Annotated in this window: 12 protein-coding genes; 5 read left to right on the forward strand and 7 right to left on the reverse strand. The window is 68.0% G+C overall.

The features are described 5' to 3' along the window. Nucleotides 1-114: 114 nt before the first annotated feature. The 3 genes from AC07FY_RS32690 to AC07FY_RS32700 form a co-directional block, all read right to left on the reverse strand. Nucleotides 115-1,437, reverse strand: coding sequence for a UDP-glucose dehydrogenase family protein (locus AC07FY_RS32690; protein ID WP_479013997.1), 1,323 nt, complete (start codon nucleotides 1,435-1,437; stop codon nucleotides 115-117). 87 nt (nucleotides 1,438-1,524) lie between these two features. Continuing rightward, nucleotides 1,525-2,769, reverse strand: coding sequence for an SIR2 family protein (locus AC07FY_RS32695; protein WP_479014000.1), 1,245 nt, complete (start codon nucleotides 2,767-2,769; stop codon nucleotides 1,525-1,527). Between the two features lie 64 nt (nucleotides 2,770-2,833). Continuing rightward, nucleotides 2,834-4,159: an aminotransferase class III-fold pyridoxal phosphate-dependent enzyme gene (locus AC07FY_RS32700; protein WP_479014003.1), complete on the reverse strand. Its 1,326-nt coding sequence runs from the start codon at nucleotides 4,157-4,159 to the stop codon at nucleotides 2,834-2,836. 185 nt (nucleotides 4,160-4,344) lie between these two features. On the opposite strand from AC07FY_RS32700, the gene AC07FY_RS32705 reads away from it, so the two are divergent. Further along, entirely contained in the window at nucleotides 4,345-5,733 is a 1,389-nt protein-coding gene (locus tag AC07FY_RS32705) for a helix-turn-helix domain-containing protein (protein ID WP_479014006.1), read from the forward strand. A gap of 168 nt (nucleotides 5,734-5,901) precedes the next feature. Next, nucleotides 5,902-6,495: a hypothetical protein gene (locus AC07FY_RS32710; RefSeq protein ID WP_479014009.1), complete on the forward strand. Its 594-nt coding sequence runs from the start codon at nucleotides 5,902-5,904 to the stop codon at nucleotides 6,493-6,495. Nucleotides 6,496-6,541: 46 nt separating this feature from the next. On the opposite strand, the gene AC07FY_RS32715 is transcribed toward AC07FY_RS32710, so the two are convergent. Continuing rightward, nucleotides 6,542-7,510: a hypothetical protein gene (locus tag AC07FY_RS32715; protein ID WP_479014012.1), complete on the reverse strand. Its 969-nt coding sequence runs from the start codon at nucleotides 7,508-7,510 to the stop codon at nucleotides 6,542-6,544. A gap of 26 nt (nucleotides 7,511-7,536) precedes the next feature. Beyond that, nucleotides 7,537-7,800 carry a hypothetical protein gene (locus tag AC07FY_RS32720; protein ID WP_479014015.1) on the reverse strand — a complete coding sequence of 88 codons (264 nt, stop codon included), beginning with the start codon at nucleotides 7,798-7,800 and terminating at the stop codon, nucleotides 7,537-7,539. 176 nt (nucleotides 7,801-7,976) lie between these two features. Here AC07FY_RS32720 and AC07FY_RS32725 point away from each other — a divergent pair, with 176 nt between their 5' ends. From AC07FY_RS32725 to AC07FY_RS32735, 3 genes are read left to right on the forward strand one after another with little or no spacing between them, the layout of a single operon-like run. Continuing rightward, nucleotides 7,977-8,399 carry a hypothetical protein gene (locus tag AC07FY_RS32725; RefSeq protein WP_479014018.1) on the forward strand — a complete coding sequence of 141 codons (423 nt, stop codon included), beginning with the start codon at nucleotides 7,977-7,979 and terminating at the stop codon, nucleotides 8,397-8,399. A 32-nt stretch (nucleotides 8,400-8,431) separates the two neighbouring features. Then, nucleotides 8,432-8,839 carry a hypothetical protein gene (locus AC07FY_RS32730; protein ID WP_479014021.1) on the forward strand — a complete coding sequence of 136 codons (408 nt, stop codon included), beginning with the start codon at nucleotides 8,432-8,434 and terminating at the stop codon, nucleotides 8,837-8,839. Beyond that, entirely contained in the window at nucleotides 8,797-9,066 is a 270-nt protein-coding gene (locus tag AC07FY_RS32735) for an AbiJ-related protein (protein WP_479014024.1), read from the forward strand. Before AC07FY_RS32730 ends, AC07FY_RS32735 begins: the two co-directional genes overlap by 43 nt. Here the strand turns inward: AC07FY_RS32735 and AC07FY_RS32740 are convergent. Next, the gene (locus tag AC07FY_RS32740; protein ID WP_479014027.1) at nucleotides 9,053-9,865 is read right to left on the reverse strand and encodes a hypothetical protein; all 813 of its coding nucleotides are present in this window, start codon (nucleotides 9,863-9,865) and stop codon (nucleotides 9,053-9,055) included. The two genes, AC07FY_RS32735 and AC07FY_RS32740, sit on opposite strands and share 14 nt — an antisense overlap. Nucleotides 9,866-10,180: 315 nt before the next feature. Beyond that, nucleotides 10,181-12,130 carry a hypothetical protein gene (locus AC07FY_RS32745; RefSeq protein ID WP_479014029.1) on the reverse strand — a complete coding sequence of 650 codons (1,950 nt, stop codon included), beginning with the start codon at nucleotides 12,128-12,130 and terminating at the stop codon, nucleotides 10,181-10,183. Nucleotides 12,131-12,229: the final 99 nt, after the last annotated feature.

A 12,229-nucleotide genomic window follows, 5' to 3' on the forward strand; every position in this document is an offset into this window, starting at 1 on the left:
AGCTACCTCGCCGGTCTCCACCTCCGCGCCGCAATGATCTGGATCGACGACCTGCTCAAGACCACCCAATGATCACGACATCACACAGGCCCTAGTCCTCCTCGGCCGCCGGTTCTACTTGCCGGGTCGTCCGAGCTGGTGGAGAGTCCAGCCGGCCGTGCGCCAGGGATCGGGGTCGAGGGTGGTGCGGCAGTCGACGAGCAGGGGGCTGGCCGGACGGTTCACGAGGGCGTGGGGGTCGGCCTGCCGGTACTCCGGCCACTCGGTGGCCAGGACGACGAGGTCGGCTCCGTCGACGGATGCGGCCAGGTCGTCGGTGTACTCCAGCTCCGGGTTGCGGGTCATGGCGGTCGCCACTGCCTGCGGGTCGTGAACGGTGACCGTGGCGCCGGTCTGCTGGAGGGCGTGGGCGAGGGCGAGGGCCGGGGACTCACGTACGTCGTTGGTGCCGGGTTTGAACGCGGCGCCCCACACGGTGACCCGAGTCCCCTTGACGGGACGATCGCCCAGAACCAGGCGGATGAGGTCCATGGCGACGTCGGTGCGGCTCTCGTTGATCTTCTCGGCGGCGCGCAGGAGGGTGGCTGCCTGTTCGGCGCCGAGCTGCCGGGCGGAGGCGGTGAAGGCGCGGACGTCCTTGGGGAGGCAGCCGCCGCCATAGCCGATGCCGGGCTGCATGCCGCCGGACCCGATCCGCGGGTCGATGCCGAGGATCTCCACGATTTGGGAGACGTCGCCACCGGCGGCTTGGCACATGTCGGCGACGGCGTTGATATAGCTGATCTTCAGGCCGAGGAAGGTGTTCGCGGCGCCCTTGGCGAGCTCGGCGGTCTGCGGGTCGGTGACGAAGATCGGGACACCGGCGTCGAGGATCGGCGCGTACACGGCACGGATCGCTTTCTCCCCCTCGGCGCTGGTGACGCCGGCGATGAGTCGGTCCGGGCGCAGCGTGTCTTCCACCGCGTGGCCCTCGCGGAGAAACTCCGGATTCCACACGACCTCGACGGCTTCGCCGGCCGGGGCCAGACGCTGGGCGAGAGCGGTGACCTGAGCGGTGGTGCCGACGGTCACGGTGCTCTTGCCGACGATCGTGCACGGCCGCGTCAGGAGAGGAGCGAGCTGGCGGATAGCGCCGTACACCTGCCCGGTGTCGTATGAGCGGCCGTCCGCGTCGATCGGCGTGCCGACGCCGATGAAGTGCAGCTCGGCGAGCTCGGCGGCCTCCCGGATGTCGGTGGTGAACCGCAGGCGCCCGCTGGCGGTGTGGCGGGTGAGCAGCTCGGGTAGCCCGGTCTCGTAGATGGGGCAGTGGCCGGAGTTCAGGCTGTCGACTTTGGCCTGGTCGACGTCCACACCGAGGACCTCGTGACCCAGTTCGGCCATCGCGGCCGCGTGCGGGATTCCGAGATGACCGCAGCCGATTACTGAGATGCGCATTCCTTGACTCTCATCCTTGAGGGGCCCGTACGTACGGGGGCCGGGGAACAGCAGCCCAGAGGTTAGCGCCGTTCCCCGGCCCGAAGTTCACGCGTTGTCTGCGTCGAGGTTCAGCAGTCGCTCCAGCTCGCTGATCGCGGTTGCGGCCGTCTGCCGTACGACCACGTCACCGGTCTGCGGGGCCTCCAGCGGGTAGTCGAACCATGTGCCGTCTGGACGGGGGAATCCCTCCGGGTCGACGAGGAACACCTTCAGTCCGGCCGCGCGGGCCCGCTTGGCCACCCACCGGCGGTCGGCGTGCAGCCCGATCACGACCAGGGCCTTCGCGTCGGGGTGGAAGGTGACCGGTGGGATCCGCTGGTCGTAGCGGCGCATGAACTGCTCCTCGAACCCGGCGCGCGCGCCCAATCCGTCGAAGTTGTTCGTGATGAACGGGCCGACCAGGTGACCGGTCTCTTCCATGCGCTTGAGCGCGTGCAGCGCCGGGGTCACCTCGGCGTCGAAGCACGCCCGGTACATCTCCGAGAGCTCGCTGACTTTGTCCTCGGTCTGGAGGAACATCTCCGTGAGCAGCGGGTCCCGGCCCGGTGCGAGGACGAACGTGAAGCCCTTGCCGAGCAGCTCGTCCTCGATCTCGTTGACGTGGTAGATCTCGTGGAGCCGGTGCAGCGGCGGGATCCCGGCCTCGTAGGAGACGCCGCAGCCGACCTCGACCTGGAACGGCAGGAAGTCCGTGAGCTGCGCGAGGCTGTCGGCGTAGACCGGTTGCCCGGGGGTGTCCTTGACCCGGACCCCGTGGGTCAGCACCTCCCACGGCCGGCGGCGGACCGTCCGCGGCGGGAATGTGTTGACGGAGGTGAACGTCGTGTCGATGACCTCGTAGTCCGCCGGAAGCCTGCGGCCCGCCCGCAGGTCCTCAGGGTGCAACTCGACGCGGATCATGTGGACGCGCAGGTCACCCAGCTCGAACCGGCCCGGCCCGACGTACTTCCAGCCGCCCTCGGACAGCATGGCGTGGTTCTGCTCCCACGCCTCCTCGATCTCGGCCCGCGGCGCCGCCACCGAGTGGTACAGGTACATCTGCGTCATGGCGAGCGCCGGCGCCGCGGTGGTGTCCACGAGGCCGTACTGGTGCCAGTAGTGGACGATGCGGCGGCGCGCGTCACCCTCGCCCGTCCAACCGGAGTTGGCGGCGGTCTCCTCCTGCTGGGTGCGCCGCCAGATGCCCTCCTCCTCGAATCGGGGGCGGTCGGCGGTCACGCCGTAGAAGTCGTGCCACTTGCGGAGCTGGGCCTCGTCGAGCTGGTCGATGACCGTGACGGGAAACTGCATGTCGTGTCCTCGATCTCTGGGTCAAAACGGTCCGCCCCTTTGGGAGAGGAGCGGCAGGAGGGAGCTAGCTGAGTGCGGCCACCGCGTCGGTGAGCGCGCCGGTCAGGAAGTCGATGTCCTCATCGCTGGAGCTCAGCGGGGGCGCGACGACCAGGCCCTCGCTGCGCGGGTCACCGGCCCCGGTGAACGGGTAGAAGAAGACGCCGCGCCGCTCGCACTCCTGCATCAGGGGCCAGAGCAGGCCAGGCGCGACCTCGACCCCGTACAGGTGGCCGACGCCACGGACATCCCGGACCGGCGCCCAGGAGACAAGGGACCGCAGCGACGTTCCCAGACGCTCTCCGCGAGCCGTGAACGCCTCGAAGTCCACGGACTCCAGCTCGTCCAGGACCCCCAGGCAGGCCGCCGCCATCAGGGGGTGGGTGGCCATGGTGCCCATCGCGGGCAGCGGGTCCGCGTCCTTGTGCCGCAGCAGCGGTGCGATCTCCGGCGACACCAGCACCGCGCCGACGGCGGTGTAGCCGGCGCCAAGGCCTTTGGACAGGATGACCAGGTCGGGTTCGCACCCAGCCCAGTGATGACTCGCCAGAGGCGTTCCGGTGCGCCACAGCCCGGTGAGGACCTCGTCGTGGATGACCAGGACGTTCCGCTCCCGGCAGATCTCCGCCACCCGCCGCAGGTAACCATCCGGCGGCGTGAAGGCGCCGCCCGTGGTCCCGTTGATCGGCTCGATCAGGATCGCGGCGACGTTCTCCGCGCCCCTGCTGTCGATCGCCCGCGCCACCTCGTCGGCACAGGAGGCAGCGCAGCCGTGCCCTTCATGGGCGTGGCCGTGCGTCGGCGGGTAGGGAGCGGGGAAGGCGGGACCGAGACCGTACCGGTCTTCCGGGCGGGGGTTGCGGATCTGGTTGCCCGCTACCCCGAGCGTGAACACGCTGTTGCCGTGGTAGGACAGGTTGGACGTCAGGATGTCCCCGCGCAGCTTCCCGTCGCGGACCCGCACGATGTTCCGCGCCAGCCCCACCGCGACCTCCACGCCGAGCGTCCCGCACGTGGTCAGCGCGACGGAGTCCTCCGGCCGGCCCACCGCGCGGCACAGCCGGTCCATCAGCTCCAGCTGGATCTCGGGCCGGACGACGGCAGCCCCGCCGAACGAGTAGCGGGAGAACTGCCGCTCGATGCGGGAGAAGACCGCCCGACTGCCCTGCCCGACGTTCACGCAGAGGAGGCCGCTCGATCCGTCTAGGATCCGGCGGCCGTCAGCGCGGTGCAGCCAGGGCCCGTTCGATCCCACGACGTCGAAGTCCGGCAAAGGCCTGGACGACGTCAGCAGACGTTCGCGACGCTGCGAGTACCGATCCACGGAGAGTCCCTTCTCGGGGGTGCTCATTGGGTGGGTGGGGTGCGCGGAGGTGATCGACCGCCGCAAGTCCAAGACCACCGCACCAGGACGCGGTAAAACAGTCCGTAGCCATAGGGCTGCAAGGAGTTTGCATCTCGTGCAAGTTCGGACGGCCGCGTGCCGAGCCCCCGCTCTGCGGGGGCCACGCAGCCTGGCTAAACCAGGACGGGGTTATGGATGCAGTTCGAAAGCCACAGGTGACGCACACAGCGACGGCAACACCCGGCGAGGTGGTCCGCAGAACGCGTAGAGCCCGCGGCATGACTCTGGCCAAGCTCGGGTCGCTGACCGGCTACTCGGCCGCCCAGGTATCCCGGCTAGAGCGTGGAAAGTCCGCCATGACGGACGTCTCCGTGCTCCAGACGTTCGCCCGAGCACTCGACATCCCACCGCAGGCCCTCGGCCTGGCACCGACCACGGGCGCCCATCCGGACCCGATCAGTCAGCCAACTGACCCGTATCCCAGCCTGCCCGCCCCTACCCTGGGAAGCCCAGGCCGCGAAGACGGAGAGGACCCGGTGCGCACGCGAAGGCAACTGCTGGCGAACCTGGCTGTCACCGCGGCCGCCGCCATGGGAGCCCCTGTCGCCGGCGCCGCACCGGCCAAAACCGAGGAAGCGCAACTCGGCGAGACGCTCGTCGCAGGGCTGCGCGACGCCATGCTGGGACTCGGCCGCACAGCCCCGGACGCGCCCCTGGACCTTCTCGCGGCCGAACTGCACCGCGCCTCGGCCGACTTCAACGACTGCGCGTACTCGAACCTCGCCCTACGGCTCCCACGCCTGATCTCCGCCGGACACCAGTCCACTAGCACCAGCGACAACTTCCCCGTGCTGGCGCAGGCCTACCTCCTCGCGACGCGAATCCTCATCAAACTCGACGAGCCGCAACTCGGCTGGATGGCAGCCGACCGCGCCCGGCAGTTCGCCGCCGCCGGCGGAGCACCCATGGCCATCGCGGAAGCAGCCCGCCAGCAGGCCATCCTCGCCCGCAAGGCGGGATGGCACGACCAGGCCCTCACCCTCGCTCTCAACGCCGCCGACGACCCAGCCCTGCGCGAACTCGGAAGCGCGGGGATCGCACAGCGAGGTCTGCTCGTCCAGTGCGCCGCCTACACCGTCGCCCACCAACGCGATCAAACCGGCATGCGCGAGCTGACCAGCGAAGCAACCGCAATCGCCAAGAGCCTCGGCGCCGTCACCCACCTTCGGGACACCAACGGCGGCTTCAGCTGGGCCACCGTCCAGCTACACCTGATCTCAGCGGAAAACACCGCCGGTGATCCCTCAGCCGCCATCGCCGCCGCCGACGCCCTCGCCCCCCAAGCGCTCCCCACCACAGAACGACGCGCCCTCTACTTCACCGACCGCGCGAAGGCCTTCGCCCAATGGGGCCGACGAGACGAATGCATCCGCGCACTCCTCCAGGCCGAATACTGGGCACCCCAGGAAACCCACGCCCGCCCAGCCGTGAAATCCCTCGTCTCCGGCCTGCTGCTCTCCGGGCGCACCACACCCGAGCTCCGAGGCATCGCCGCCCGTACCGGAGTCCTCCACAGCTAGCTGACCAAGCCGCCGATCACGACGACGATGGTCGTTGACCCGCCCAGCTACCAGGAGCAACGCACTACAGCCTCGGAGGCGGACACCAGGTCAACCGGTATCTGCCCGGAAGGGTGATGCCGTCGAGAGCCGCTGCAGGGGGTCCGGCCGTTCTGCTTCACTGCGGCCATGACCGACACCCGCGAGGCCCTCGACCGAGCCGGCACCGTGCTCGCCACGGGCTCGGACCAGACGCAGAGCCAGTCCGTCCGAGCCCTGGTGTCGATCGCCCTCAACGAGCCCGCCCACCGCCAGCAGGCGCTCACCGCACTCGAAGACTCCACCGAGAGCAACCACGGTGTCCGCACGGACGCGGTGGTGTCGGCGCGTACCGCGCTCTGCGGCTTCGACCCGAAGCGTGCCGCCCGCGCGCTTCGGACCCTCGAAGGCTCAGCAGTCGCATTCCTGGCCACCTCAGTCGTTGTCGGCTCCTACCTCGGCCGCAGCGGCGTAACCCGGGTCCTGATCACCGCGGCCGTCTGGATCGTCCTGTTGACCGCGGCATCGGCCTTCCGCCGCCTGTGGCAGCACTACCTGGGGGCCTGGGTGCTCTTGACCAGAAAGACTCGATGGCTCCGCGGCCTACTCGTCGTGCTGCTTACCCTCTTCGTCACTGGCGGCCTCCGAGCCGTATCTGACTCCCCTGGTGGCGCCCTTCTGTGCGCCGTGGGGGCTGGCATGACGGGATGGCTCCTCTGGTCGAAGAAGCCAGCGGGACGCTGACCCTGCAGCTGGACAACTTCGGTTCCCCGGGCACGCGACGCAGCGCTCAGCGTTCCGGCTCCAGATGGCCATGGCGCCGGAGGAGAGCAGTGAAAAGCTCGGTGATTCCCTTCTCGGCCGAGGCACGGTCGGCAAGCTCCTGCCCCCCGACGCGGTAGACCTCGTATCCCTGGAGGGTGAGCCGTCGGTCCTCCGCCATCATGGCCGCGTACCGGATCGAGTCGGCGAGGGCGGGCGCGCCCTTCTGCGGGTTGTCGCGGGAGTAGTGCTGGATGCCGTCGACCTCGATCACAGCGCGGGCCCGGTGGTTCATGAGCAGCAGGAAATCCATCCGCTGGCGTGCGAGTACAGGCTGCCCCTGCCGCTCCGCTACGGTGTACGGGTCGTAGTGCAGGTAGACCTGAGGGATCAGCGCGGGGACGTCGAATCCGAGCTTGATGTAGGTGTCGAAGACCAGCTCCTCGGCACCGTTACCGGACAGCGATCGGCGCAGCCGGCTGTGCAACTTCCGACGGGACTGATCAGGCGTACTGGGAGCCTCGGACCGACGGCTCGCCCACCAAGCTGCCAGGTCCGCCCAGCTCACTCCGTGCTCGCCCAGAGGCCGGTCGTACACGAGGCAGTACTGCTCGTTCTCGACGATCCGGATCGCGTTGCCGATGGAGTCCGGGAGCACGATCCGGGGCTTGGGACCGTCGGCAGCGAAGATGAGGTTCTTCATGTCCGTGCTGACACCATGCAGGCCCAGCGGCGCCAGGATGCGCTTCAGGTCTTCGTCGCCGTACTCCGCGACGACTCGACGGGCAACGGTCACGAGAGCGGGCAGGTCCATGTCCTGGAGCCGCGCCTTTACGTAGGACCTCTTGCTGCAATACGGGTCCTCCCCCGGCTCCTGCGGGGCCAGGCCCAGGTACTCGCACACCTCCGCCAGGTCCTGAGCCTTCACGTTGTCCCAGAGCGCTTCGGCGATCGCCTCGCGAACCTTGAACGGTGGCACTCCGCCCGGTGAAATCATCGGACCATCATGGATGGCGAGACGGGTCACCTGGAAGACTCAGCACAGGCCGAGGGCATCACGGTCAGGGGCGCATCCGCCTCCTCCGCGTTCGAGTCGACGTAACCGCCTTCGCCGGGACCGCGTTCCACGTCCGCGTACACCAACACTTGCACCTCGTCCTGACCCGGCGTGCGCCGCAGCCGGCAGGGCCCGCTGGACAGGAACAGGTTCGAAATCTGGTGGGCCGCTTCGAGCGCGGCCTTCTCGTGGCCCCGGATCTCGATCGTGATCACGCTCTCGACGCTCATGACCGAGCAACCCCCTCCTCCTTCGCCCCGTTCCGCATACGAGGCAGGTCCACCCCATCGAGTGCCACCGCGAACGTGCCCGGACGGCCGCCCCTGCCGCCGGACGCTGCATTCCTGCATATCGGGGTGGGTTTTTGCGGCAAGCTGTGCCGAGGACCTGAACCCTGGAGTGTGCCGTGACCCCTGAGCTGGACCTCATCTGCGATGGCTGCCGTAGGCCCATTGGCGACGACGACGGATACCTGTGGGTGGACACGGCCGAGGTACGGCGCACCGACGAGGCTGTTCGCGCGTGGGAGGAAGAGCGCACGGACGCCGCTGACGGATCGCTCTCCTTCAGCGGGGACGACATCTTCGGCTACCCGGAGAAGGTGCGCTGGCAGGCGCACCATGCCCTGTGTGACCCGGCCCCGGGCGAGGGCGCCTACGACATCCCCGCAGCCAAGATCCGCTCGTGGGAGCAGCTCCTGGACTGGACGGCCCACCTCATGGAGAAGTCGTGGCTGTCGCACACGGACTGGGACGACTTCCTGCGGGAAGTCCATCGCGGTGGTGGTCGCCTCGTGGTCGCGTCGCCAGCCGGTACCCCGAACCCCTGACCGGTGTCGGTGCCGTCTGCGACGTTCGCCGGATGGCCGCTAGCAGAGATCGCTCGACTCTTCGACAACTGGTTGGCGATGTCGTCGCTCGTCTGGACTCGAATACGCATGCCACGCTCAACGAGGCCTTCGTGAAGGTGGGGATGCCGCCCAACTCCCCGGAGGAGGGCACGAAGCGCGAGCGGGTCGAGCGGAGCTACGCCCAGGTCGCCGACAGCCACCTCCACACCGTCGCCCTGAACCTACTGGCTAACGGCTACGCGACCACGGCCCAGAGGATCGGGATCGAAGACCTGCCGTGGGCGGAGGCCTCCCCACCGGAGATACCCAGCCGGATTCGACGAGAGCTTGCCCGCTCGCTCGATCTCGCCGACCTCGTTCGCAGCGAGGGCGGTTCATGGGGATGCTTAGCCGCTTCTGGGTGCTCGCCGACGAGATGAGCCCGCTCATGGACGCGTTCCTCGGCACTCCGGGGCCGAGCCTGAAGCGCGACATCGAGCAGCACGTCTTCCGCAACCCGGGGGACTGGTCGACCGAGGACCTCTTCGAGAACCTGGGTGCCTTCGAGACCGGCGACGCCAGGTTCCCCCGGTTTCTCGAAGCACTGGTCATAAAGAACACCCTGCGGGTCCGGCGGCGGAATAGCTCACGGATCAGCCGTCGTTAGAATCCTGCCCGGTCCGGCGCGCCCACGCAGCGATCGACAGACCAACGACTATCGAGACAATCCCGGAGACATCGCTCATAGACGCCAGGACATCCTTCGCTGCCTCGTTGTCCTGAACCGTCACCGCCGCCAAGACACACAACGAGACCCCGACTGCGCCCATGAAGGACAGGAACAACTTCCTCTGCTCCGCCAGCGGAAGATACTGGACTTGTTCCTGAAAGGCGGCGGCCGACGCCTCCAGTTCCGCCGCCGTGCCCGCAGGCGCGTTCACCGGCGGCTCGGCCGGAGTTTCTGTGATCAGTTGGTCCAGCCAGTCGCTGGCGTAAAGCGTCTGCACCTGGTGGGTGAACCAGTCCTGCTGTGCAGTGAAGCCGGTGATCTGGGACAGGCTGCCCTGCAGCCAGGACAGGTCGAGCGTGTCGGTGAGTGCGGACGTGGCGTTTGCGTAGGCCGTGAGTGCCGGTGAGATGGCGGCCCAGTCGATGTTGTCGGTGAGTGCGGACGTGGCGTTTGCGTAGGCCGTGACTGCCGGTGAGATGGCGGCCCAGTCGATGTTGGCGAGGAACTCGGACCTGGCGCCTGCCATGGCCGTAAGCGCAGGCGAGATGGCCGCCGTAATCGCTGGCAGGTGTATCTGCACCCTGGTCGCGTCTGTGGCTGCCCGTACTGATGCATGAATCGAGTCCAGGACCGCCGGCGGCAGGTCGACCGTCTCAGCAGGACGGGGCGAGTTCATAGGCTGGTCCAAGTGCTGTGCATCCAGGTCGACCGGCCGATTGACGTCTGAGGCATCCATGACCGCACACTGCCACATGCCTGCGACACACTGGCGTTGACCGCAGACGTGAGAGCGACCGCAGCGAACAAGGATGGTGGTCGGAATTCCGACCACAGGGCCTCCAGGCCTGGATCAGGTAGCTGACGGGCCTTCTTGGTGTTGCGACGCCGGCGGGTTCGTACGCGCTGGAGGGCAGGCGCGAGAACCGGCGCGGGAGCTCTCATGAAACGCGGCCACGAACTCGTCACAGGTCATCAGCACGGCGCGCCCGCTCGGGAGGGGCGCGGCTCTGCTGCGGCGGATACCAGTCGGGAGCCGCGCTCTTCGGCGCCGCTACGAAGTCGAGTCCAGACCGGCCGTCTGGGAGTCTCCCTGGCGCTGTGAGGGAGTGGCAGCTGGCCCCTTCCGTCGGCTCTGGATCGTGCGCTGTTCCGCGAGGCCGGGGCGGAGCTGGGGCTCGTGGAGTACGAGGAGTTCGAGCCCTGCCCTCTCGCACCGCTCGCGTGCCTCGTCCTGGAGGGCGTCGTCGATCACGTCGGTCGCTGCCATGAGGTGGACGTCGGCACCAAGTCGTCGGCTGAGTTCGACGTCCCGGGCGATCTGGTCGTGCTTGGAGAACTCTGCTGCCTTGACCTTCACCTCACCTGCAAGGACCCGGCCGTCGTGGACTCCGAACACGTCGACTTCCTGCTTCTTGTCGTCGTCTCCGACGTACACGTCGACGCCGGGCAGGAGGTAGGTGGAGGGATCGATGTCCTGGAGGGCGGCGATCACCAGCAGGTGCGGCAGCACGCCGTTGTCGACGGCCCGGTCAATGAACGCGTTGAGGCGGTAGACGACCTCGACGGCCTTGTTGTTGTTCTCCCGCTGGTACAGCGCCGGCGCGGAACAGGCGGGGCAGACCGCCTTGCCGCCGGTCGCGTGGAGAGGGATGAAGCTGTGCAGGCGGCACTGGTCGCAGTCCAGGCCCAGACCGCGTTCCACCCAGCCCTGCGCGCACGCGGTCTCCAACCCCGAAGTGACGTCGAGAGCGGTCCATCCGCTCACCACGTTCGTCGCCGAGCGGAACTTGCGATCCTGGCGGCCGCCGAACTCCCGGGCCAGCTCCATGGCCTCTTCCAGCGGAAGCCAGTCGGGGTAGCGGCCCTCGTTGAGGCGACGCAGCTCTTTCAGGAAGTGCTCGGTGCGTTCGGTCTTCAGGGCCGATAGGGCCTCGACGACGAGGACGTCGAGGAGGGCGCTGATGTTGGACTGCTCCATGACCGTCAGTCCGATCGTTCCCGGTACCGACGGCGCGTAGTTCCGAGCGACCTCGTTCAGCAGTCTTGAGACCACTTCACGGGGCTGTGGGACGGACAGGGTGAGCTGTGGGAACCCGAGCCAGGGAAGGTACATGGGGATCTGTAGTTCGTCGCCGTGCCAGGAAGCCGGCAGAGGCGACTTGGACCGTCCCCTCTCAGTGATCATCCATGCGACTGAGTCCTTGCGCGGGAGCTTGTCGAAGCCCTCGCCGCGAAGCCGAAGGAGCGCTTTCCCCGGCATGCGCGGCAACGGGGGAAGGACCACGTCGTACCGGCTCGGCCCCGCGAACTGGTGAAAGCTGTTCGACTCCGTCAGCCCCCACCGCCGACGGAACAACTCGGGCTCGAAACCACGGTCGACCCTGTAAGTGAGGGCCCCTTCGGTCTCGGCGGACCTAACCCCCCAGCGCACACCAGAATCCTCCACGTCAGCGACCAGGCCAGCGCGGGCAGCCGCCCTGTGCAGCGCTTCTTCCGACAGGCTCCGGCTGACCAGAATCACGTCCGGCAGAGCGCGCACTGCCGAGCGGATCTGAGCGAAGCGGATGTCGTTGGCGAAGTTGAGCCAGTGCTCCGGAGCCTCGCCGGGAAACAGCAGGATCGGCATGTCGACGCACGCGTGGGAGCGCATCGCGCGGGCGTTCCAGAACCACACGCAGTCCACCAGAGAGTCGGCCTCCGCGACAACGACAACCACAGGCAACTCGTGCTGATGCCGCCCGTACTCGGCCTCGTTCTCCTCGAACCCTGCCATGCCCTTCATTAGCACAGTGGCAGCCGAAGCCTGCGCTGTGCCGAGCTCTGTGAGCTGCATAGGGACTGTGGGCGCGTAGCTGGTGGAGCCCTTCGGCGGGTCGTAGATGCCGGCCGCGGCCACGGTCCACAGGGGGCCTTCGGGATCTGCGCGATAGCACGGATCCACGCCGGCCCCCATGCCCAGAGCGACGGATTCGGGGCGGCTGGTGAACTCCCAGATTCCCATGGGACTAGGGACTGTGTGATGTCGTGATCAGCTTCTGAGTTCTTCACTCTGCGCGGAGTGGGACCCGGTAGAACTGTGGTCGTGACCCGGAGGCAACTC

The sequence above is a fragment of the Streptomyces sp. NPDC045967 genome (assembly GCF_056430495.1).

What these genes read in the sequence shown, in the direction of transcription:
- AC07FY_RS32720 (WP_479014015.1), bottom strand. Translation starts at nt 7,800, where the DNA reads ATGAGCGTCGAGAGCGTGATCACGATCGAGATCCGGGGCCACGAGAAG.
- AC07FY_RS32715 (WP_479014012.1), bottom strand. Translation starts at nt 7,510, where the DNA reads ATGATTTCACCGGGCGGAGTGCCACCGTTCAAGGTTCGCGAGGCGATC.
- AC07FY_RS32745 (WP_479014029.1), bottom strand. Translation starts at nt 12,130, where the DNA reads ATGGGAATCTGGGAGTTCACCAGCCGCCCCGAATCCGTCGCTCTGGGC.
- AC07FY_RS32700 (WP_479014003.1), bottom strand. Translation starts at nt 4,159, where the DNA reads ATGAGCACCCCCGAGAAGGGACTCTCCGTGGATCGGTACTCGCAGCGT.
- AC07FY_RS32705 (WP_479014006.1), top strand. Translation starts at nt 4,345, where the DNA reads ATGGATGCAGTTCGAAAGCCACAGGTGACGCACACAGCGACGGCAACA.
- AC07FY_RS32695 (WP_479014000.1), bottom strand. Translation starts at nt 2,769, where the DNA reads ATGCAGTTTCCCGTCACGGTCATCGACCAGCTCGACGAGGCCCAGCTC.
- AC07FY_RS32740 (WP_479014027.1), bottom strand. Translation starts at nt 9,865, where the DNA reads ATGGATGCCTCAGACGTCAATCGGCCGGTCGACCTGGATGCACAGCAC.
- AC07FY_RS32735 (WP_479014024.1), top strand. Translation starts at nt 8,797, where the DNA reads ATGGGGATGCTTAGCCGCTTCTGGGTGCTCGCCGACGAGATGAGCCCG.
- AC07FY_RS32730 (WP_479014021.1), top strand. Translation starts at nt 8,432, where the DNA reads ATGGCCGCTAGCAGAGATCGCTCGACTCTTCGACAACTGGTTGGCGAT.
- AC07FY_RS32710 (WP_479014009.1), top strand. Translation starts at nt 5,902, where the DNA reads ATGACCGACACCCGCGAGGCCCTCGACCGAGCCGGCACCGTGCTCGCC.
- AC07FY_RS32690 (WP_479013997.1), bottom strand. Translation starts at nt 1,437, where the DNA reads ATGCGCATCTCAGTAATCGGCTGCGGTCATCTCGGAATCCCGCACGCG.